This window comes from Micromonospora musae (genome assembly GCF_003626635.1).
Taxonomy (GTDB): Bacteria; Actinomycetota; Actinomycetes; order Mycobacteriales; family Micromonosporaceae; genus Micromonospora; species Micromonospora musae.
In genome coordinates, this window is record NZ_RAZT01000018.1 from 1 (window position 1) to 19,977 (window position 19,977).

Annotated in this window: 19 protein-coding genes and 1 riboswitch; of the genes, 11 read left to right on the forward strand and 8 right to left on the reverse strand. The window is 70.2% G+C overall.

Annotation, left to right across the window (positions count from 1 at the left end; genetic code table 11):
• The 4 genes from D7044_RS32495 to D7044_RS27895 all read left to right on the forward strand — a co-directional run.
• Positions 1–193, forward strand: a 193-nt coding sequence (locus D7044_RS32495; RefSeq protein WP_199716793.1) for a hypothetical protein, incomplete at its 5' end; no start/stop codon positions are given.
• Positions 194–418: 225 nt separating this feature from the next.
• Positions 419–1,039, forward strand: a complete 621-nt coding sequence (locus tag D7044_RS27885) for an L-threonylcarbamoyladenylate synthase (RefSeq protein ID WP_120680693.1) — start codon at positions 419–421, stop codon at positions 1,037–1,039.
• Between the two features lie 30 nt (positions 1,040–1,069).
• Positions 1,070–1,528, forward strand: a complete 459-nt coding sequence (locus D7044_RS27890; RefSeq protein ID WP_120690667.1) for an SRPBCC family protein — start codon at positions 1,070–1,072, stop codon at positions 1,526–1,528.
• The gene (locus D7044_RS27895) at positions 1,518–2,081 is read left to right on the forward strand and encodes a TetR/AcrR family transcriptional regulator (protein WP_120690668.1); all 564 of its coding nucleotides are present in this window, start codon (positions 1,518–1,520) and stop codon (positions 2,079–2,081) included. The genes D7044_RS27890 and D7044_RS27895 overlap by 11 nt, the downstream gene beginning before the upstream one ends.
• Before the next feature lie 9 nt (positions 2,082–2,090).
• Here the strand turns inward: D7044_RS27895 and D7044_RS27900 are convergent, their stop codons facing one another.
• The 3 genes from D7044_RS27900 to D7044_RS27910 all read right to left on the reverse strand — a co-directional run bounded on the left by D7044_RS27900 (position 2,091) and on the right by D7044_RS27910 (position 5,435).
• The gene (locus tag D7044_RS27900) at positions 2,091–4,277 is read right to left on the reverse strand and encodes an FUSC family protein (RefSeq protein WP_120690669.1); all 2,187 of its coding nucleotides are present in this window, start codon (positions 4,275–4,277) and stop codon (positions 2,091–2,093) included.
• Between the two features lie 120 nt (positions 4,278–4,397).
• Positions 4,398–4,730: a putative quinol monooxygenase gene (locus D7044_RS27905; protein ID WP_120690670.1), complete on the reverse strand. Its 333-nt coding sequence runs from the start codon at positions 4,728–4,730 to the stop codon at positions 4,398–4,400.
• Positions 4,731–4,865: 135 nt separating this feature from the next.
• Positions 4,866–5,435 (reverse strand): DinB family protein, encoded by a 570-nt coding sequence (locus tag D7044_RS27910; protein WP_120680703.1) that lies wholly within the window; start codon positions 5,433–5,435, stop codon positions 4,866–4,868.
• An 89-nt stretch (positions 5,436–5,524) separates the two neighbouring features.
• On the opposite strand from D7044_RS27910, the gene D7044_RS27915 reads away from it, so the two are divergent.
• Positions 5,525–6,478, forward strand: coding sequence for a helix-turn-helix transcriptional regulator (locus tag D7044_RS27915; RefSeq protein ID WP_120690671.1), 954 nt, complete (start codon positions 5,525–5,527; stop codon positions 6,476–6,478).
• A 246-nt stretch (positions 6,479–6,724) separates the two neighbouring features.
• Here the strand turns inward: D7044_RS27915 and D7044_RS27920 are convergent, their stop codons facing one another.
• The 3 genes from D7044_RS27920 to D7044_RS27930 all read right to left on the reverse strand — a co-directional run bounded on the left by D7044_RS27920 (position 6,725) and on the right by D7044_RS27930 (position 9,183).
• Complete coding sequence (locus D7044_RS27920; protein ID WP_120690672.1) at positions 6,725–7,468, reverse strand: N-acetyltransferase; 744 nt, start codon at positions 7,466–7,468, stop codon at positions 6,725–6,727.
• Between the two features lie 95 nt (positions 7,469–7,563).
• Entirely contained in the window at positions 7,564–7,866 is a 303-nt protein-coding gene (locus D7044_RS27925; protein ID WP_233563304.1) for a hypothetical protein, read from the reverse strand.
• Between the two features lie 300 nt (positions 7,867–8,166).
• Positions 8,167–9,183, reverse strand: coding sequence for a methyltransferase (locus D7044_RS27930; protein ID WP_120690673.1), 1,017 nt, complete (start codon positions 9,181–9,183; stop codon positions 8,167–8,169).
• A 316-nt stretch (positions 9,184–9,499) separates the two neighbouring features.
• Positions 9,500–9,687, forward strand: a riboswitch (cyclic di-AMP (ydaO/yuaA leader).
• On the opposite strand from D7044_RS27930, the gene D7044_RS27935 reads away from it, so the two are divergent.
• On the forward strand, positions 9,685–10,299 hold the full coding sequence (locus D7044_RS27935) for a LysM peptidoglycan-binding domain-containing protein (RefSeq protein ID WP_120690674.1): 615 nt from the start codon (positions 9,685–9,687) through the stop codon (positions 10,297–10,299). (Overlaps the previous riboswitch by 3 nt.)
• Before the next feature lie 165 nt (positions 10,300–10,464).
• Here D7044_RS27935 and D7044_RS32730 read toward each other — a convergent pair whose 3' ends face one another.
• Positions 10,465–11,961, reverse strand: a complete 1,497-nt coding sequence (locus D7044_RS32730) for a hypothetical protein (protein ID WP_199716795.1) — start codon at positions 11,959–11,961, stop codon at positions 10,465–10,467.
• A 317-nt stretch (positions 11,962–12,278) separates the two neighbouring features.
• Here D7044_RS32730 and katG point away from each other — a divergent pair, with 317 nt between their 5' ends.
• From katG to D7044_RS27965, 5 genes are all read left to right on the forward strand, one after another.
• A complete protein-coding gene (gene katG / locus D7044_RS27945; protein ID WP_120690675.1) occupies positions 12,279–14,507 on the forward strand; it encodes a catalase/peroxidase HPI in 2,229 nt (742 codons plus the stop codon).
• A 779-nt stretch (positions 14,508–15,286) separates the two neighbouring features.
• Entirely contained in the window at positions 15,287–15,949 is a 663-nt protein-coding gene (locus D7044_RS27950; protein WP_120680724.1) for an ABC transporter permease, read from the forward strand.
• Positions 15,949–17,148, forward strand: a complete 1,200-nt coding sequence (locus D7044_RS27955) for a betaine/proline/choline family ABC transporter ATP-binding protein (protein ID WP_120690676.1) — start codon at positions 15,949–15,951, stop codon at positions 17,146–17,148. Before D7044_RS27950 ends, D7044_RS27955 begins: the two co-directional genes overlap by 1 nt.
• 100 nt (positions 17,149–17,248) lie before the next feature.
• Entirely contained in the window at positions 17,249–17,950 is a 702-nt protein-coding gene (locus tag D7044_RS27960; RefSeq protein ID WP_199716796.1) for an ABC transporter permease, read from the forward strand.
• Positions 17,951–17,996: 46 nt separating this feature from the next.
• Positions 17,997–18,968 (forward strand): glycine betaine ABC transporter substrate-binding protein, encoded by a 972-nt coding sequence (locus D7044_RS27965; protein ID WP_158610039.1) that lies wholly within the window; start codon positions 17,997–17,999, stop codon positions 18,966–18,968.
• A gap of 168 nt (positions 18,969–19,136) precedes the next feature.
• On the opposite strand, the gene D7044_RS27970 is transcribed toward D7044_RS27965, so the two are convergent.
• Positions 19,137–19,970 carry an aldo/keto reductase gene (locus D7044_RS27970; RefSeq protein ID WP_120690678.1) on the reverse strand — a complete coding sequence of 278 codons (834 nt, stop codon included), beginning with the start codon at positions 19,968–19,970 and terminating at the stop codon, positions 19,137–19,139.
• Positions 19,971–19,977 lie beyond the last annotated feature (7 nt).

A 19,977-nucleotide genomic window follows, 5' to 3' on the forward strand; every position in this document is an offset into this window, starting at 1 on the left:
TCCGGACGCTCCCGAGGGACACCACGGCTACGGGCAGTACCGCGAGACCTACAAGAAGGTCGACGGGCAGTGGCTGATCGACTCGGTGCTGCTCACCCGCTTCTGGATGGACCCGCTTGAGAGCTGGACTCCGGCGGAAACCGTGACACCTTCGGACACCAAGAGCGCGCCGAAGACCACGAACGGCGAGTGAGGGATGCGGCGTGTCAGGTCAGGCAGCCTGACACGCCACCGCCCTTCCAGGGCGCCTGCCTGATCGATTGGGGCCAGGCGCCTCTTGGCAGCCGGAAGTCAATCCGGTCACGGCGAGCCCGGGGCCTAGGGACGTCGCGTGGGCTGCGGGCGCTCCGGGAGCACGAGTGCGGTGTCCAGTCGTTCACCGGGCCGACGTTCCTGGACACCCCACTATTCTCGACGCATGGCGAGGTACTACGACGTGCACCCGGACAACCCGCAGCCCCGGGCCATCGGCCAGGTCGTCGACCTGGTCCGTGGCGGCGGCCTGATCGCCTATCCGACGGACTCGTGCTACGCCCTCGGTTGCCAGCTCGGCAACCAGGACGGGCTGGACCGGATCCGGCAGATCCGGCAGCTCGACGAGCGACACCACTTCACGCTGGTGTGCCGGGACTTCGCGCAGCTCGGCCAGTTCGTCAAGGTCAGCAACTCGGTCTTCCGGCTGGTGAAGGCGTCGACCCCGGGCAGTTACACGTTCATCCTGCCGGCCACCCGGGAGGTGCCGCGTCGGATGCTGCACCCCCGCAAGCGCACCGTCGGGGTCCGCGTACCGGACCACACGGTCACCCAGGCGCTGCTCGCCGAACTCGGCGAGCCGCTGGTCTCGAGCACCCTGATCCTGCCCGGCGAGGAGGAGCCGATGACCCAGGGGTGGGAGATCAAGGAGCGGCTCGACCATCTCGTCGACGCGGTGCTCGACGCCGGCGAGTGCGGCAAGGAGCCGACCACGGTGATCGACCTCTCCGAGGACGAGCCGGAGATCCTGCGTCGCGGGGCCGGGGACACCGCCCGCTTCGAGTAGGGTGACAGTCATCTATGTACCATCTGGTACATGGACTACGCGGAGAGCATCGCCACGACAGCCGGAGCCGGCCGCGCCTGGAAGGCGCTCGCGGACGTGACCGCATATCCACGCTGGACGGCCTCGATGTCGTCCGTCGAGCCGCTCGACGCTCCGTCGCTCGCCGTCGGCAACCGGTTCCGGATCCGGCAGCCCGGTCTCCCGGTCACGGTGTGGCGCGTCCGCGAGGTACGCGAGGGCGCGTCGTACGTCTGGGAGGCGCACGCCCCCGGTGTGCACACCGTCGCGTACCACCGGGTGGAGGCCGAGCCGGGCGGAACGACCCGGATCACCATCGGGATCCGGCAGACCGGCCTCCTCGCCGGGCTGGTCGCGCTGCTGACGTCGGCGAAGACCCGGCGGTACGTACGGCTGGAGGCGGAGGGTCTGAAGGCCGCCGCCGAAGCCGGCGACGCCTCGCACCCGGACGACGACGCCGATGGCCGCTGACCGGCGCGCCGCCCTGCTCGACCGCTGCCTCGCCTTCCTGACGGAGGACGGCTTCAGCCACCTGAGCCTTCGGGAGATCGCCGCCGGCGTGGGCACCAGTCACCGCATGCTGCTCTACCACTTCGGCAGCCGGGAGGGCCTGCTCACGCAGGTCGTCGATCGGATCGAGGCGGAGCAGCGGGCGGCGCTCGCCGCGCTGGCGGTCGGGTCGGACGACCCGGCCGAGGTCAGCCGGCGATTCTGGCGGCGCCTGGCCGACCCGGCGCTGGCACCGGCGGAGCGGCTCTTCTTCGAGGTCTACGTGAACGCCCTCTACGACCGATCCTGGACCGAGCCGTTCCGCGCCTCGGTCGTCGCCGCCTGGACGGCGCCGGTCGAGGAGCTCTTCGTCCGGCTCGGCTTCGACGAGGCGCAGGCCCGCACGCGAACCCGGCTCGCCCTGGCCGCGACCCGTGGCCTCCTGCTCGACCTGCTCATCACCGGTGACCGGGACGTCCTCGACGGCGCTGCCGACCTGTTCGCGCGGGTCATCACGGCGCCGTCCCCCGAGTGAGACGACCGGTCACCGCGAGGGACGCTGGGACGGGCCGATGCGGCCGATGCGGGCGATGTGGTCGGCGAGGTTGGCGAGCAGGAAGTTCACCTCGACGAGGTAGCGGACCTGTTGGCCCGCGTTGCGTTCGTCGAGCAATGGGCGACTGCGGTTCAGCTCGTCCACGCAACGGGTCGCGCTGACCATCGGATGCGGCGCCTCCCCACGGGAGATCTGGTCGGCGACCTCGTCGTACGCCGATCGGACCCGGCCGGCGGTCTCACGTAGCTGGGCGGCCGCCTCCGGCCAGCCGGCGAGGCGGCCAGGCTGGTTTCGGAACAGCGTCACCGGCACGGCGTGCAACGCGTGGTGCCCTGCGGAGAGCACCGCCTGCCAGTCCACCTGGCCGGCCGGCGGATCGTGGCGTTCACCGTGGTACTGGGCGTAGGAGGCGTCGGCCAACGCGACCGCCCGGCGCGCCCGCTGGAGCGCGTCATCCGGTCGCGGGCCGCCGAGCGTCGCTGCCACGGTCTGTTCGATCAGGTCACCGACCGCGCGGAGGTAGCCGGCGGTGTTCTCCCGCAGGTCGTGTCGGGCGCCTCGGGGCCAGACGAGCACGCCGGCGAGGATGCCGACCGCCGCGCCGAGCAACACGTTCACGAGACGGGCCTCGGCGAGCTGCACGCCGGCGGGCATGAGCTGAGCGAAGACGAAGGTGAGCAGCAGGGTGAAGAGCGCCTGCGCCCAGGACGGCCCCAGCAGCTTGCCGAAGGTGAAGGCCAGCACCATGGTGACCGGCAGCGCGACGACGTAGACGATCGAGCGGTTGACGAAGAGCATCAGTACGCCACTGGCGACCGCGCCGCCGATGGTGCCCAGCACCGCCGGCTTCAGCGCCGTGCGGGTGTCCATGGCCGAGGTGCGCAGCACGGTGAGCGTCGCCAGCAGCACCCAGAAGCCGTGTTGGAGGGGGAGCACACCGGCGACCACCCGGGCGGCGGCCAGCGCCACGGCGAGCCGTAGCGCCGACTGGAACAGGGCGGAGCGGATCGTCAGATGCGCGCCGAACTGCCGCCAGTACAGCCGCCACCGAGGCTGCCGCACGTCTCCGACCACGCTCGTGTAGCCGGCCACCGCGGGATTCGTGTCGGCGGTCGTCAACCCGACGGCGGCCCGGGCGGAGATGGCGAGAACGCTCACCTGGTTGGCGAGGCTCAGCGCTCCGGCATCCAGGCAGAGTCGCGACAGGTCCGCCTGCGTGACCGGACCGGTCGGAGCGGTGAACGCCCGTTCGGACGCGTCGATGGCCGCGTCCAGCTCGTCGAGGGAGACCGGCGGCCCGTCGTGCCGCAGGGTCCGGCCGGTGGCGCGGGTGGTGTCGGCACACGCCCGGAAGAGCCGCGCCGCCGCCAGGCCGGGAGGTGGCTGCGGTGGGGCTTCCGCCAGGATCCGCGTCACCTTGACCAGCACGCCCTGTAACGCCGCCTCGCAGGCCCGCAGCGCACGGTCGCGCGCGGCGGCGCTGGTCGGCCGCTCCGCCGGGGGGAACTCCGCCAGCCTGAGCCGGGCCACCGCCTCGGCGGCCTGTTCCTGTCGCGTCAACCGCTCGCGCCGGCCGTCCTCGGTGCCCGCGAGCACGTCCGCGGCGACGTCGAGCAGCACCGCGAGACGGTCCGCGGCGGAGACGAGCCGCCGGGGGTACGAGACGGGGGTCGGGTCCGGCCAGAGCAGCATCTCGGCGACGGCGAGCAGCAGCACGGCGACCGTCACGCCGATGAGCCGCTGCGGCAGGGTGCTCGGCTGATACGGCGGGAAGGAGGCGAGAATGTAGAAGAGCTGCAAGGCGCTGATCAGGCCGACCAGGCGCGGACCGCCGGCGCCGGCGAACGCCACGGCGAATCCGACGACGAGCATCCCGCCGGCCGCCGCCCAGAGGTTCCCCGCCAGCGCGGTGCCCAGGGAGATCAGCACCCAGGCGACCGGGAGCGCCGTGAGCAGGATCCGGGCGCGCTCGCGGGCGGCGCCCGGCAGCTGGGTGAAGGCGCCCATCGCGATCGCGCCGAAGAGTCCGTACGTGGCCAGGGTCGGGTTGCCGAGGCCGTAGCGGCCGCCGTAGAAGACGGCGGAGGCGACGAGGGTCAGCCGGGCGGCACGTCGTAGGACGACGTACCGCGGGTCACGGTGACGCACCCAGGCCAGGAGGCCGCTTCCGAGCACGCCTGGACTCCCGTCGCGCGTACCTCAGTCCCCGAGGCAATCTTCCATCCACGGGTCGCGGCGGGATCGGCTTTCGGCGTAATCGCCGCCGATGGAGGCCGTTGCCGGGCTCCCGCTATGTCAGGGGCGGTCCGGGACGGCCATCTCGCCGAGCTCGGACCAGTCCTCCTGCGGGACCGTCACGTTGACGATCTTCGGAGTCTCGGCGAGGTACGGCGGCAGGGTGCGCTGCGCCGTCCGGAAGTGCTCGGACTGCACGTGCGCCCCGCCCGCGTCCGCGTCCCGAAACGCCTCGACCAGGACGTACTCGGTCGGGTCGGCGAGGCTGCGGGACCACTCGAACCAGAGGCAACCCGGCTCGGCGCGGGTGGCGTTGGTGAACTCGTCGACGATCTCGGGCCACCGGTCGGCGTGCTCCGGCAGCACCCGGAACTTCGCGGTAATGAAGATCATTCATTCCTCCCCACGGTGGCGGCGCGGAGCGCCGGACGGACGGCGTTCACCGTACCGGCGTCGGAACGCCACCGCAGCCGCCCGCGCGCTCGGTGTGGGGGCGCGGCTCACCGAGCCCCCACACCGTGCTGCTGGTCAGCCCATGCTCTTCGCCCCGTCCAGGGACTCGCGGAGGATGTCGGCGTGGCCGGCGTGCTGAGCGGTTTCGCCGATGATGTGCATCAGCACCCGCCGGGCCGACCACCGCGCGCCCGGCTCGAACCACGGGGCCTCCGGTAGCGGGTGGGTGGCGTCCAGGTCGGGCAGGGTGGCGACCAGCTCGTCGGTCCGGCGGGCCACCTCGGCGTAGTCGGCCAGCACACCGGCCAGCGTCTCGTCGGGTAGCAGCCGGAACTCGTCGGCCCGTTTGGCCCAGTCGGCCTCGGTCATGGCGGTGAAGTCGTCCATCGCCGACGGGCCGGCCACGATGAAGTCAGCCCAGCCCCGCTCGGTCGCGGTGACGTGCTTGATCAGGCCACCCAGGCACAGCTCGCTGACGGTGGTCTGCCGCCCGGCCTGTTCGTCGGTGAGGTCGCGGGTGGTGAAGCGCAGAAAGTGCCGAGACTTGGCCAGCATCGCCAGCAGATCGGCCCGCTCACCCGTGGCGGCCGGCTCGTCTGCCCGGTCACCGGTGGCCCGCTCGGTGGCGGTCGTGGTCTCGCTCATGGTCTCACCCTCCGTTGTCCTGTATCAGGACCCACGCTAGGGCGCACTGCGGACACTTCCTGACCTCTATTAGCGGAAGAATCACGGACATGGCGAACACCAGCACCCGGACGCTGCGGCTGCTCTCCCTGCTGCAGAGCCACCGGTACTGGCCGGGCGAACAACTGGCCGAGCGCCTGGGAATCTCCGTCCGCACCCTGCGCAGGGACATCGACCGCCTGCGCGAGCTGGGCTATCCGGTCGAGTCGCAGCGCGGGGTGGACGGTGGCTACCAGCTCACCGCCGGTGCGGCACTGCCGCCGCTGGTGGTCGACGACGAGGAGGCGGTCGCCCTGGCCGTGGGGTTGCAGGCCGCCGCGCAGAGCGCGGTGGAGGGCCTCGCCGAGTCCTCGGTGCGCGTCCTGGCCAAGGTGGTGCAGGTGATGCCGGCCCGGCTGCGGCGCCAGGTCGAGGCGTTGCGCGCGATGACCCTGCCCGCCGGCTGGGACGGCCCGACCAGGCCGGAGGTAGACCCGGGAATGCTCACCGCAGTGGCGTTGGCCTGCCGGGACAGCGAGCACCTGCGGTTCTCCTACACCGCCGCCGACGGCCAGCACACCGACCGGCATGTCGAACCACATCGGCTGGTCTCCCTGGGCCGCCGCTGGTACCTGGTCGCCTACGACCTCACCCGGCATCAGTGGCGCAGCTTCCGGGTCGACCGCCTCACCGCGCCAAACGGCACCGGCTCCCGGTTCCGACCCCGCGACCTGCCCGCCGCCGACGCCGCCGAGTTCGTCCGCACCAGCCTGGGCAACATGCCCCACCCGTACCGGGTGGAGGCCCTCGTCGACGCCCCGGCCGCGGCCGTGAGATCGCGGATCGGCCGGTGGAGCAGAGTCGAGGAAGTCGACGCCGAGCACTGCCGGGTATTCATGACCGCCGACTCTCTGGACTGGCCGGCCATGGCGCTGGGCACGCTCGACGCCGACTTCCGCGTCCTCGACCCGCCCGAGCTGCTCGAACTGCTGCGGAACTGGGCAGCCCGGTTCAACCGGGCCTAGGGTCTGTTTCATGAGGCTCGCCCGAGCGAACCGAGGCCCAGGCGGCGGTCCGGCGAGGCGGAGGTTCGTGCGGATACCGGTGTGGTATCCGGACGAACCTCCAACGCGGCCGGTCGTCGCTTGGGGCCGGCGCAGCCGGGCACGGTCTCATGAAACAGACCCTAAAGTCTGCTGCGCGCACTGCGGTGACAGCACGAGCGGTGCGGGCCTGGCCAGGCCACACCGCCACGCTCTGCTGAGCTGGAGCTAGAGGCGGTGCCGGACCCAGACGTTCGGCTCCACGTAGACGGCGTGATCGTGCGCCACGTCGCAGTGCACCGGTACGAGCGCACCCGGCACCCGCACCGGCCCGCTCGTGTCGAAGGGCAGGCCGGTCCAGCGCCGCCAGTCGGCGAGCGTGCCGGAGATCGTCATCGACCGCGTCGCCACCCGCTCGATGCGTCCACCGGCGCGTACGTGCACCCGCAGCCAGGGGTCGACCGGCAGCCCGTCCGGGCGGACCCGCCTCGCGTACTCGGTCATCGGCAGGTCGGGCTGGGCGTGTTTGCCGTTCGGCCGCACCGGCGCCACCAACGTGTCGTACCCCTGCTCCGCGGCGGCCCGACGCATGGCGTCCAGCATCAGCGCGGAGAGCCCACCGCCGCGCCGGTCGGGCCGGATGCAGATCTCCAACGCGGAGACGATGTTGGTCTCGGCGCCGCTGAGTCGGTCGACGGTGGCGCGCTGGATCATCCGGTCCCAGCCGCCGTCGGGCAGCTCCGGCTCGGTCCAGCGCAGCGGCACGGCGTACGCCCGGGCGACCGCCCGGCCCGGCTCCGCCGGATCGACGGCGGCGAAGACGAACTCCGGATACAGCTCGTGGGCGACGCTGTAGTAGACCGAGCCCATCGGATCCCAGAGCATGAACGGCGGCCACGCCCCGTCGAAGTCCTCGTCGAGCAGGGCAGCGAGCTCCGGCCGCTCGGCGAGGCTGGCGATGTCGATGGTCACGGCCGCACGGTAGGGGCCCCGCCCCCGCGCCCGCACCTCATATTTCGACGCCGACGGCGCTCCCGGGCCGCGCTACGGGACGGCGCGGCCCCGCCTCACGCCGCGGTGCGGCGGTTCGCCGGCGGCATCGGGACACCGGACCAGGCGGCGGGGGAGTTGTAGGTGACCGCGACGGCGGGTTCACCGGCCGGGCCACCCTGCGCCGCGCTCAGCGCCCGCTGGGCGTTGTTCCACGCCGTGCACGGCCACGGCTCACCGGCGCACAGCAGGTTGCGGCAGCCGCCCTCGCCGTCGGGCTCGTGCGCGTCGGCCACCTCGAGCGCGAGCTTCCACAGCAGCGGGTCGGTCACCTCGTCAGGGCGATCTGTGACGGCCTCGCTACGGCTTGTTTCGGACATGGCTGTCCCCCTCGGGTTCGTGTCCGCCCTACCTTCACCACTGTCTCCCCCCGGTAAACCCCGGTGGCTGGGCGCTGAGCTGCCGGGGTCTCCGTTCCGGATTGTTGCCGACGCGGCCCGGTCCACCCCAGCTCTGACCGCCCACCTGTCGCAGTCATCACGGGAGGTACGCCCCGATGACCACCGCGGATCACCGTCCGCAGTGTCCTGGTGCCGTACGGTCATCGCCGGTGGCGCAGGCGCGTGGGCCCGGCGGCGGCCGGGCGAAAGCATCCGGCCGCCGCACCCACCGTCCCGCGGTCAGGCCCGGCGGGCCACCACCGCGCCGTTGGCGCCCGGAGCGTCGAACAGCACCGTGCGGATGTCGACGAAACCGGTGTCGGTGAGCCAGGTCGCGTACTCGGCGCGGGAGTAGTTACGGCCGCCCTCCGTCTCGACCACCATGTTCATGCCCATCAGTGCCGCCGACGGCGGGCCGGTGCGCTCGTCGTTGAGCAGCAGCTCGCAGATGACGACAGCCCCGCCGGGTGGCAGCGCGGCGTGGCACTTCGCCAGCAACGCCCGGTTCGTGGGCTCGTCCCAGTCGTGCAGGATCATGCTCAGCAGGATGACGTCGTATCCCTGCGGCAGTGCGGGGGCGGCGAGGAAATCACCGGCGACGGTGCCGATCCGGTCGCTCAGGTCGGCGGCCGCTATCCGCTCCTCGGCCCGTACGCAGACATGCGGCAGGTCGAGCACGGTCGCCTGCAGCTCGGGCAGGGTCCGGCACAGCTCGATCGGGAATGCTCCAGCCCCGCCGCCGACGTCGAGCAGCGATCGGTGCGCGCCGAAGTCGTACGCGCCGGCCAGGGCCCGCGCGGTGAAGCTGGACGTGGAGTACATCGCGTCCCAGAACTGGCTGATCATCTCCGGGTCGCTGGTATCGAACATCGACTGCTGGCTCTGCGGGTCCCAGGTCAGCGGCCGGTCCGTGCGCAGCGCTTCGGAGATTCGATGCCACGGCAGATACGTACGCAGGTCGGAGTAACGGATCTGGCCGCCGAAGTAGTACGGGCGCCCCTCGACCAGGAACTGTTCGGCGAGTTCGGAGTTGCGGTAGCCCGCGCCGGAGCGCTCCAGCAGGCCGAGTGAGGCGCACGCCGCCAGCAGCATGTCCGCCGGGCGCTCGGCCAGACCGAACTCGGCGGCTGCCTCGCCCACGGTGATGGTGCGCCCGCCCGCGAGCCGGGTGAACAGGCCGAGCTCGACGCCGACGGCGAGAGTCTTGAAGCCCCAGACACCGGCGACGAGATTCATCAGGGGAGTTGGATTGATCATGAAGACATCAGAGCATGCGCATCTGTTTGACATGTCGGGGGTGCCGGGAGTTGGTCGGCTGCTGGCGATCTGATTCGCGCGGCGCGACCGGCGATGTCACGTCTGGTCGTCGTTCGGTGGGCAGGTCGTGACCATCCTCCCTGTCGGACGGTTCGGTCCCGCCGGAAGCGTCCGGTTCGTCACTGCCGCACAGCCGGGCGAGGCGCGCAACTCGAGCGCCGGCCGCCCCGCGCGACCCGGTGAAGAACTTCACAGGAAGTGGGCAATCGTCGCGAATGGTGCCTAGCGTCGGTCGGGTTCGCCGACGCGAACACCGCGACCGGTAACGCCAAATCCTGCCGCCGGCCGTCGGAACGTCACCCGGGCAGGAGCGGGGGACCCACCGTTTCCCGGCGCCGCCGACCCTCCGTGTCGGGGCGCCTCGGGGTGAAGCCGCCCATCGTGCGGCCGGGCTCCTCAGTCCGAACCCGACAGCTCACCTCGTCGGCGTGGAGGAAACCAATGGCATCTGCCTACCATCCCCGTCACCGTGCCGTCACCGCCCGTCGCCTCGCCGTGGGCACCCTGGCCGCCGGCGCGATCACCGGCGCCGTCGCGCTCTTCGGTGCCGCCCCCGCGCAGGCGGCGGTCAACTGGGACGCCATCGCCCAGTGCGAGTCCAGCGGCGACTGGCACATCAACACCGGCAACGGCTACTTCGGTGGCCTGCAGTTCTCCCAGAGCACCTGGGAGGGGTACGGCGGCACGAAGTACGCCGCCCGCGCCGACCTCGCCTCCCGTGCCGAGCAGATCGCGATCGCCGAGAAGGTGCTCGACGGTCAGGGCATCGGCGCGTGGCCGACCTGCGGCAAGGAGGGGGGCTCGACGTCGTCGAAGTCGACCGGCGCGTCGAAGCGCCCCTCGGGCGGCGAGACGAAGTCCACCACCGGCACCCGGCGGCACGACACGTCGACCCCCGGCGGCGAGACGTACGTGGTGAAGCCGGGGGACACCCTCTCGGAGATCGCCGCGGCGCAGCACGTGGCCGGCGGCTGGCACGCCCTGTACGAGCGCAACAAGCGAGTGGTCGGCGACGACCCGGGATTGATCTTCCCGGGTCAGCGTCTCGCCGTCTGAGCCCGCAGCGCGTGGCTTCCTGATCTCCGGATCCGGGTCGCCGGCCGTGGGTGGTCGGGGTCGGTCCGACCGACCCCGACGGCCGCGGCTCGTCGTCCACCGCGCCGTCCAGCCGAGCGGTCCGGCCGACCCTGAGCCGCCTGAACGCCGAGCAGTCGGCGGCGCTCAGGCGGTCAGCAGCCCGGCGAGGCTGAGCTGGTTGACGGCGGCGCCGACATCGGCCCCGGGGACGCGGGTGAAGAGCGCCGCCACGTGGTGCGCGGTCGCCCCGCCGTTACCGATGGCGGTCAGCAGGGCCGCGCAGGCGGGGTCGGTGCCAGGACCGGTCTGGCTGGTCATCGCGCGCACCGTCTCGTCGAAACTCCGGACCGGCGGAAGGGGCACGTCGAGTTCACCGGACGTGTCGGTGGCTCCCCGGTGCCAGCGGCCACCGACCCACCAGAGGCAGAACGTCAACAGCCCATTGCGGTTGCGGGTGTTGAGAACGCTGTCGGTGACCCAGGCGGGCGCTCCGGAGTAGAGGTCGGGCAGCGGCCGGCCGCCGTTGTAGGCGGCTTCGAGCAGGGGAGAGTCCCACTTCCCGCCGGAGAGGACCGCGCGTTCACCGGGGAGCACGAAGAGGACCGAGCCGCTGCGACGATCGCTCTCGTACCAGGCGTGGCCGGGGAAGATCCGCGGACCCCAATCCGACCTGACGCCGACGTACACGGCGGAGAGCGCCGCCCATCGGGCCCAGACGTCCGCCAGTTGGGGGACGCCGTCGACGGCGACGCCGTTGCGGCCGGTGGCGGCGTCGGCGGCGGCTGCGGCGGCCGCCCGCTGCGGATCGCGTCCCTGGGCGGCGGGCCCGGCGACGTATCCGGCGAGCCAGACCGGTACCCGCGGGCGGGGGTAGGCGGCCAGGTCGTTGCGGTAGTGGTCGGCGTTCAACAGTTGGTCGTCGGGGAAGGGCTGGTCGCCGTAGTCGTACTCCACGGTCAGCACACCGCGGTTCGTGACGGTCAGCAGCAGCCGCCACCACGGCCCGGCCGGCATCTGCGCGGCGACGTCGCGTTGGTGGCGAACCAGTTCGCCGATGCTCAACGGCACGGGCGCCGCCGCCGACCTGTCGCCGGAGAAGAACCACAGCTGGGCGACCTCGGCGGAGACGGTGAAGGCGAATTCCGCCGTGAGCCGGTCCCAGCCGGGCGGTCCGAGTTGGGCCAGCTGTTGGGCGATCGGCTCGAGCAGCCGGGACGCCTCCGCGGCGATGGCGGCCTCGTCGGGTGAACCGTCGACCACGGTGAAGCTGCTGACGGCCGGCGGATGCCCCGCCGCGGCCTGGTGGAACGCCCGCTCGAACTCGGCCATGAACTGTGCCTCGTCCGACCCGGCGGAGGCGTGCGCGTTCGCGATCTCCTGCGTCGTGAACCGGTCCTGCGCCGCCTGGGGAGGGACGGAGGAGGAGACCTCCTCGATGCGGCCGGAGTCTCCGACCAGGAACACCGACCGCCCCACCGGCATGTCGAGGAACGCCATCGGGTCACTCTCGTCGACGATGACCGGCGCGTACACGCTCCAGCCCGCCTCGAAGCGATCCGCCGCCAGCCCTTCGGTCGGGTAGTCCAGGCCGTGGGACCGGATCCAGTTCGCCACCAACGAGATGGCTTGCGCCGCGTCCATGCATGATCCTCTCGCCGGGCCCTCACCCTATGCGGGCCGTCGAGGATCCGGAAGGACTCCCAACCGGCGTCGGCAGGGCAGGCTGAGTGACGTCCAGCCCATTATCTTGACTGATTCCAGAAAACGAAGAAGACTCCCGGGCGCGCGGTGCATACGCATTCGTGCCCCGACCCGGACCCGCACCCGGCCTGACCGCCGCCGACGACCACGGCTCCACGATCGGCGAGACCCAGGCCGGCCACCGGGGCCGTTCGCCCCGGCCGGTCCGTCCCGAGCAACACCTGATCCCTCTGAAAAGTAAGCACGGAAGGAACCCGATGTCCGAGAACCACGACGCCGTCGTCCACGACGCGGAGGCGGGCAGCGAGTCACGCTGCCCGGTCGCGCACGGACGCGCCCCCCACCCGACCCAGGGCGGCGGTAACCGCGGCTGGTGGCCGAACCGGCTCAACCTGAAGATCCTCGCCAAGAACCCGGCCGTGGCGAACCCGCTCGGGGTGGAGTTCGACTACGCCGAGGCGTTCAAGTCCCTCGACCTGGCCGCCGTCAAGCAGGACATCGCGCAGGCCCTGACCACCTCGCAGGAGTGGTGGCCGGCCGACTTCGGCCACTACGGCCCGTTCATCGTTCGCATGGCCTGGCACAGCGCGGGCACCTACCGCATCAGCGACGGCCGTGGCGGTGCCGGCGCCGGCCAGCAGCGCTTCGCACCCCTGAACAGCTGGCCGGACAACGGCAACCTCGACAAGGCCCGCCGCCTGCTGTGGCCGGTCAAGAAGAAGTACGGCAAGAGCCTCTCCTGGGCCGACCTCATGATCCTCGCCGGCAACGTCGCCCTCGAGTCGATGGGCTTCAAGACCTTCGGCTACGCCGGTGGCCGCGAGGACGTCTGGGAGCCCGACGAGGAGGTCTACTGGGGCCCCGAGACCACCTGGCTCGGCGACGAGCGCTACACCGGGGACCGGGACCTGGAGCAGCCGCTCGCCGCGGTGCAGATGGGCCTCATCTACGTCAACCCCGAGGGCCCCAACGGCAACCCGGACCCGCTCGCCTCGGCCCGGGACATCCGCGAGACGTTCGGTCGGATGGGGATGAACGACGAGGAGACCGTCGCCCTGATCGCCGGCGGCCACACCTTCGGCAAGACCCACGGTGCGGGCACCACCGACCACGTCGGCCCCGAGCCGGAGGGCGCCCCCATCGAGGAGCAGGGCCTCGGCTGGAAGAACAGCTTCCGCACCGGCAAGGGCGCGGACACCATCACCAGTGGCCTGGAGGTCATCTGGACCACCACGCCGACGAAGTGGACCAACAACTTCTTCTGGAACCTCTTCGGCTACGAGTGGGAGCTCACCAAGAGCCCGGCCGGCGCGCACCAGTGGACGCCCAAGCACAACGGCGGCGCCGGAACCGTGCCTGACGCCCACGACCCGTCGAAGCGGCACGCCCCCGGCATGCTGACCACCGACATCGCGCTCCGCGTCGACCCGGTCTACGAGCAGATCTCGCGGCGCTTCATGGAGAACCCCGACGAGTTCGCCGACGCGTTCGCCCGGGCCTGGTTCAAGCTCACCCACCGCGACATGGGCCCGGTCGTCCGCTACCTCGGCGCGGAGGTCCCCGCCGAGACGCTGATCTGGCAGGACCCCATCCCGGCAGTGGACCACGAGCTCGTCGACGCCGAGGACGTCACCGCCCTCAAGGCGCGGATCCTCGCCTCCGGCCTCTCCGTGTCCCAGCTGGTCTCCACCGCGTGGGCGTCCGCGTCGACGTTCCGCGGCGGCGACAAGCGCGGCGGCGCCAACGGCGCCCGCCTCCGCCTCGAGCCGCAGAAGAGCTGGGAGGTCAACAGCCCGGACGAGCTGGCGCGGGTGCTGGGCGTCCTGGAGGGGATCCAGGAGGCGTTCAACGCCACCCAGGCCGGAGGGAAGAAGATCTCGCTGGCCGACCTGATCGTCCTCGCCGGTTCTGCCGCCGTCGAGCAGGCCGCCCGGGCCGCCGGCGTCGACGTCGAGGTGCCGTTCACGGCGGGACGTACCGACGCTTCGCAGGAGCAGACCGACGTCGAGTCGTTCGCCGCGATGGAGCCGACCGTCGACGGGTTCCGCAACTACCTCGGCAAGGGCCACCGCCTGCCGGCCGAGTTCCTGCTCGTCGACCGGGCGAACCTGCTGACCCTGAGCGCGCCCGAGATGACCGTCCTCGTCGGTGGTCTCCGCGTCCTGGGTGCGAACCACCGGCAGTCGGCGCTGGGCGTGCTCACCGACACCCCCGGCGCGCTGACCAATGACTTCTTCGTCAACCTGCTCGACCTGGGTACGACGTGGAAGGCGACGTCCGAGGACGCGAACACCTTCGAGGGCCGCGACGCCACCGGCGAGGTCAAGTGGACCGGTAGCCGGGCCGACCTCGTGTTCGGCTCCAACTCGGAGCTGCGGGCGCTCGCCGAGGTCTACGCGAGCGACGATGCGCGGGAGACGTTCGTGCACGACTTCGTGCGGGCGTGGGTCAAGGTCATGAACCTGGACCGGTTCGACCTCGTCTGAACCTCCTGACAGTCCAGGCCGGCCCCGCGCGGGGCCGGCCTGGCTGTTCCTCGGCTCGGATGGCTTACCGCAAATGTGCGGGTCACCACCGGCCAGGTGAGACGGCGCGTACGCCCTTCCTTCGCCACCGACGAGCGGACTCACCTGATTGGTCGGCCGGAGATTCGACGCGCCACCGTTGCGGCCTACCTCCTGATGGCCTTGCGGCCCGGTGGGTGCGGGGACTGCCGAGCCGGGACGGGGCGCTCGGTAGGACCCCGGTTGACACACTGAGCAGCTTCGACCTCGCCGTCGGCGAACGGGAGGTCAGGACCACAAGGGCGTGGAAGCGGCCGAGCTCCACGGCTGCCCCGCGATGTGCCGTCACGATCGACGTCGAAACGGTCGGGAGGTGCGGACCAGGCCCTCCTGGCTGCACACTCAATGAGTTTTCCCGATATGACCAGGACCATTGTCGACCAATGTCGGCTGGCGAATGCGTTGCAACGGTCGCCTGGTATTAGATGTCCGGATCTCTCAATACCTCGGGACGTTCGACAACTTACTCCGGCTCCACCTGGATGCGTTAATCAAGCCGTCGGCCGGCCCATGACACGAGGTCCAATGGCGACCGTCGCTCGCTGCGCACGGGTACGTCCCGCACCGGTAATTGCGTAGTCACTTCACGAGCGTGCGCCGCCGTCGTCGAGCCCGGACGGACCGGCCACGTGACAAGCGGCCCGGCCGCAGGCCAGGGCCCCCGTCAAACGTGAAACGTCATCCGTTAAGCTGGCTCGCCAATGACGTTCCTCGACTACATCTCCGGCGTGCCCGCATATCTGGAACGAGAGTGGCCTGACCTGCTCGAGCTGACCGTCGAGCATTTGCTTGTGGTATTCGTCACAATTTTGCTGGCGACTGTGATCGCACTCGGGTTGGGCCTGGCAACTTATCGCAATCGAAGCGGAGCCAGAACTGTACTCACGGTGACCGGCGCCTTCCTGACCGTGCCGTCGTTTGCCCTGTTCGGACTGTTCATACCTATTTTCGGTCTCGGGGCGGTGCCCACGGTCGTCGCGTTGGTGCTGTACGCACTGCTTCCCATCGCACGCAACACCATCACCGGGCTGCGTTCGGTCGATCCGGCTGTCGTCGAATCGGCACAGGGCATGGGGCTCTCCCGCCGCCAGCGGCTGCTCCGCGTCGAGCTACCGCTCGCCTGGCCGGTCATCATGGCCGGCATACGTGTGTCCACACTGATGATCGTCGGGATCGCGGCCATCGCGGCCATCGTCAACGGGCCCGGCCTCGGTGGTCCGATCTTCCAGGGGCTCTCGGCGATCGGCACCCAGCGCGGATTCAACCTTGCCTTCAGCGGAACGCTCTTCGTGGCGGTGCTGGCGCTGCTGCTGGACGGCGTCCTTGGCGTGGTCTCGAGGATGACGACATCGAAGGGGCTGTGATGACTGAGCATGAACAAGGGACCATGGCGGCGGCAGCACCCATCCGCCTCGAGTCGTTGACCAAGCGCTATCCGGGTCAGGCCGAACCGGCCGTGGACAACCTCACCATGGACATACCGGCGGGCGAGATCGTGGTTCTGGTCGGACCCTCCGGCTGCGGCAAGACCACCAGTCTGAAGATGATCAATCGGATCATCGAGCCGACCTCGGGACGCATCTTCATCGACGGCGAGGACGTGACCGACGTCAACGCCGATCAGCTACGCCGCCGGATCGGCTATGTCATCCAACAGATCGGCCTGTTCCCGCACATGACGATCGCCGAGAACATCGGCATGGTGCCTGGGCTGCTCGGGTGGAGCCGGTCCCGGATCTCCCAGCGCGTCGACGAACTGCTGGATCTGGTGGGTATGGAGCCGTCGGCCTACCGCAAGCGATACCCGAAGGAACTGTCAGGCGGTCAGCGCCAACGGGTCGGGGTCGCCCGGGCGATGAGCGCCGATCCTCCGGTGCTGCTGATGGACGAGCCGTTCGGCGCCATCGACCCGATCACACGCGAGCGCCTCCAGAACGAGTTCCTCCGCCTACAGAACGACCTTCGCAAGACCATCGTCTTCGTGACCCACGACATCGACGAGGCGATCAAGCTCGGCGACCGGATCGCGATCCTCACGAAGGGGTCGAAGATCGCGCAGTACGACACCCCGGAGGCGATCCTGACAACTCCGGCCGACGACTTCGTCGCGGATTTCATCGGCTCGGGCGCCTCCCTCAAGCGACTGAGCCTGAGCCGGGTCCGGGACGTGGAACTCAACCAGTGGGCGGTCGGCCGGCTCGACGACGATCGGGCACACCTTCGCCGGACGCTCGCCGACGGCGATCACGCGTCGCTGCTCTTGCTCGACGAGAACCAGCGACCGGTTCGCTGGGTCACCGGCCACGACCTGGCCCGTTCGGGCGAATCGCTCGACCGGGTGGGGCTTCCCGCGGCGGCCACAGTGGAGCCACATGCCACACTGCACGACGCACTGAACGAGATGGTCACCTCACGGGTCGGATGCGCCATCGTCGTCGACGACCAGCGCCGGTACCAGGGCATCGTCGACATGCGCACAGTCATGCGGGCCATCGACGAGATGCGGGAGGGCGTGCAGGCTCGGGACCGGGACACGGCAGGTCGGCCGACGGAGGCCGTTTAAGGTGGCCATCCCAGCATTCGGGGCCAGGACCCGCGAGGCCGCGCCCAACGCCGACGAACTCCTCACCGAACTCGGCGGACCGTCACGGTTCTGGCGTCGGTTGGGCACCCCGGCGTTGCTCGCCGCCGTCTGCCTGGCGCTCTACCTCTACGTGCGCAACCAGGATCTCGACAGGATCTCCCAGGCGAGCCTCAACGCCGACACTATTCGTGAGAAGTTGATCGAGCATGTGGAGCTCACCTTCGTCTCCACAGTGATCGTCGTCCTCCTGGCGGTGCCGTTGGGGGTGGTGCTGACCCGGCCGGCGGTCCGGAGGTTCTCCCCAGTAGTGCTCGCCGTCGCCAACATCGGTCAGGCGACGCCGTCGATCGGGGTTCTGGTGCTGATGGCGATCACCGTCGGCATCGGCTTCGACCAGGCTGTCTACGCCCTGGTCATCTATGCCGCGCTGCCGGTCCTCCGTAACACCATCGTCGGTCTGAACCAGGTCGATCGCATGCTCGTCGAGTCGGGCCGGGGGATGGGTTTGAGCGGCTGGCAGGTGCTTCGCCGCGTCGAGCTGCCGCTGAGCGTGCCGGTCCTACTTGCCGGTATCCGCACGGCGCTCATCATCAACGTCGGCACCGCCACTCTGGCGACCTTCGTCGGTGCCGGAGGCCTCGGCTTCCTTATCGACCAGGGGATCCGCTTCGACCGGATGCCCGTTCTCATCACCGGAAGCGTCCTCACCGCCGTTCTGGCACTGCTCCTTGACTGGGTGGCCGGCATCGTCGAGGACGCTCTGCGCCCCAAGGGGCTTTGACCCACCGCGGCTTCGTCCGATGTCGTTGGGTATCAGAGGAGGAAACATGAGCAACACGAAAAAACGAGGACGGTGGCCTGTGCTCGCCGGCGCACTCGCGCTGGTGATGTTCGTCGCCTCGTGCGGCAGCGACGGCAACGACGATGTCGCGGGTAGCGGAAGCATCGGCGAGAAGTTCGACCTCGGCGGTGCGACGGTGACCGTCGGTTCCAAGGAATTCACCGAGCAGCTCATCCTCGGGAATCTGACCAAGCTCGCGCTCACCGCTGCCGGCGCCAAGGTGGATGACCAGATCGGCTTGCAGGGCAGTACGACCGTCCGCGGCGCGCTGACCTCCGGCGAGATCGACCTGTACTGGGAGTACCTCGGCACCGGCTGGGTGACCTACCTGCAGAAGGAGAAGGGCATCCCCGGGGCGAAGGCGCAGTTCGAAGCGGTCCGCGACGCCGACGCCGCCAACGGTGTCGCCTGGCTCGATCCGGCCCCTTTCAACAACACCTACGCGATCGCGGCGAGCAACGAGACCGCTGAGCGGCTCGGCGTCGCCTCGATCTCCGACGTCGCCGCGCTGGTCGCCAGCAACCCCGGGGAGGCGACCTTCTGCGTCGGCGGGGAGTTCTCCACCCGGCCCGACGGTCTGCCCGGCCTCGAGAAGGCGTACGGCTTCAAGCTCGCACCGGGCAACGTCTCCAACGTGCAGGACGCCCTCGTCTTCAACCAGGTCGACAAGGGTGATTGTGCCTTCGGCTCGATCACCTCCACGGACGGCCGGGTGAGTTCTCTCGGTCTCACCGTGCTGACCGACGACAAGCAGTTCTTTCCGCCCTTCAACGGATCCGTGAACGTTCGGGCCGAGGTGCTCGACAAGCACCCCGAAATCAAGGAGATCTTCGCGCCGATCGCGGCCGCGCTCGACGACGCAACGATGGTCGAGCTCAATGCGAAGGTCGACGTGGATGGTGAGGATCCGGCGGATGTCGCCAAGTCCTGGTTGACGGAGAACGGCTACATCGGTTGACAAGACTGTCTCGTAGGGCTTCGAAGCCCTCCGGGCGCGCGAACGATCAAGGCCGTGACCTGTGGAGCCACAGGTCACGGCCTTGATCGCTCATGCAGTTGGTGGAGCTGCTACTGCAACGGCCGGCGTCGTCGGCCCCAGGGCAGCGCCGGCAGGGAGATCCTGCCGTCAGAACTCCTCGTACACCGCCGGATCCTGGTCCGCGAGGCGCCCGTCGGGGCGGCCCAGCGCGGTGATGGCAGCGATCTCGGCGTCGGTGAGCTCGATGCCGAAGATGTCGAGGTTCTCCTGCTGCCGCTTCGGCGACGCGGCCTTCGGCAGCGGGATCACCTCGCGGGCCACGTGCCAGGCGAGGATGGCCTGCGCCGGAGTGACGCCGTGCGCGGCCGCGATCTCGGCGATGGTCTGGTTGTCCTGCAGGTCGTTGCCGCGACCGAGCGGACTCCACCCCTGCACGAGGATCCCGTGCGCGCGGTGGTAGTCGAGGGCCTCCTGCTGCGGGAAGTAGGGGTGGATCTCGATCTGGTTCACGACCGGGGCGACGCCGGTCTCCGACAGCAGCCGGTCGATGTGCTCGGGCAGGAAGTTCGACAGGCCGATGTGCCGGACGAGGCCCCGCTCGCGCGCCTCGATCAGGGCCCGCCACGCCTCCACGTAGAGGTCGACCTTCGGGTTGGGCCAGTGGATCAGGTACAGGTCGATCCGGTCGCGGCCGGTGCGGTAGACGCTCTCCTCGATCGTGGTCAGCGCCTCGGCGTAGCGGTGGTGTCGTCCCGGCAGCTTCGAGGTGACGATCAGCTCGTCGCGTACGGCGGCGGCGCGCGCGGCGCGACCCACCGCCCCCTCGTTCTCGTAGTTGACCGCGGAGTCGAGGAGCCGGTAGCCGGCCTGGATCGCCTGACCGATCGACTCGACCCCGTCGGAACCGGTCAGCCGGTAGGTGCCCAGACCGATCGCCGGCAACGAGGTGCCGTCGGCGGCGGTGAGATGCGGAATCGCCATCGTTGAG

Coding starts and splice junctions, on each gene's coding strand:
- D7044_RS27950 (WP_120680724.1), top strand. CDS start 15,287: ATGACGTTCCTCGACTACATCTCCGGCGTGCCCGCATATCTGGAACGA.
- D7044_RS27910 (WP_120680703.1), bottom strand. CDS start 5,435: ATGAGCGAGACCACGACCGCCACCGAGCGGGCCACCGGTGACCGGGCA.
- D7044_RS27890 (WP_120690667.1), top strand. CDS start 1,070: ATGGACTACGCGGAGAGCATCGCCACGACAGCCGGAGCCGGCCGCGCC.
- D7044_RS27935 (WP_120690674.1), top strand. CDS start 9,685: ATGGCATCTGCCTACCATCCCCGTCACCGTGCCGTCACCGCCCGTCGC.
- D7044_RS27895 (WP_120690668.1), top strand. CDS start 1,518: ATGGCCGCTGACCGGCGCGCCGCCCTGCTCGACCGCTGCCTCGCCTTC.
- D7044_RS32730 (WP_199716795.1), bottom strand. CDS start 11,961: ATGGACGCGGCGCAAGCCATCTCGTTGGTGGCGAACTGGATCCGGTCC.
- D7044_RS27965 (WP_158610039.1), top strand. CDS start 17,997: ATGAGCAACACGAAAAAACGAGGACGGTGGCCTGTGCTCGCCGGCGCA.
- D7044_RS27925 (WP_233563304.1), bottom strand. CDS start 7,866: ATGTCCGAAACAAGCCGTAGCGAGGCCGTCACAGATCGCCCTGACGAG.
- D7044_RS27970 (WP_120690678.1), bottom strand. CDS start 19,970: ATGGCGATTCCGCATCTCACCGCCGCCGACGGCACCTCGTTGCCGGCG.
- D7044_RS27915 (WP_120690671.1), top strand. CDS start 5,525: ATGGCGAACACCAGCACCCGGACGCTGCGGCTGCTCTCCCTGCTGCAG.
- D7044_RS27885 (WP_120680693.1), top strand. CDS start 419: ATGGCGAGGTACTACGACGTGCACCCGGACAACCCGCAGCCCCGGGCC.
- katG (WP_120690675.1), top strand. CDS start 12,279: ATGTCCGAGAACCACGACGCCGTCGTCCACGACGCGGAGGCGGGCAGC.
- D7044_RS27955 (WP_120690676.1), top strand. CDS start 15,949: ATGACTGAGCATGAACAAGGGACCATGGCGGCGGCAGCACCCATCCGC.
- D7044_RS27930 (WP_120690673.1), bottom strand. CDS start 9,183: ATGATCAATCCAACTCCCCTGATGAATCTCGTCGCCGGTGTCTGGGGC.
- D7044_RS27905 (WP_120690670.1), bottom strand. CDS start 4,730: ATGATCTTCATTACCGCGAAGTTCCGGGTGCTGCCGGAGCACGCCGAC.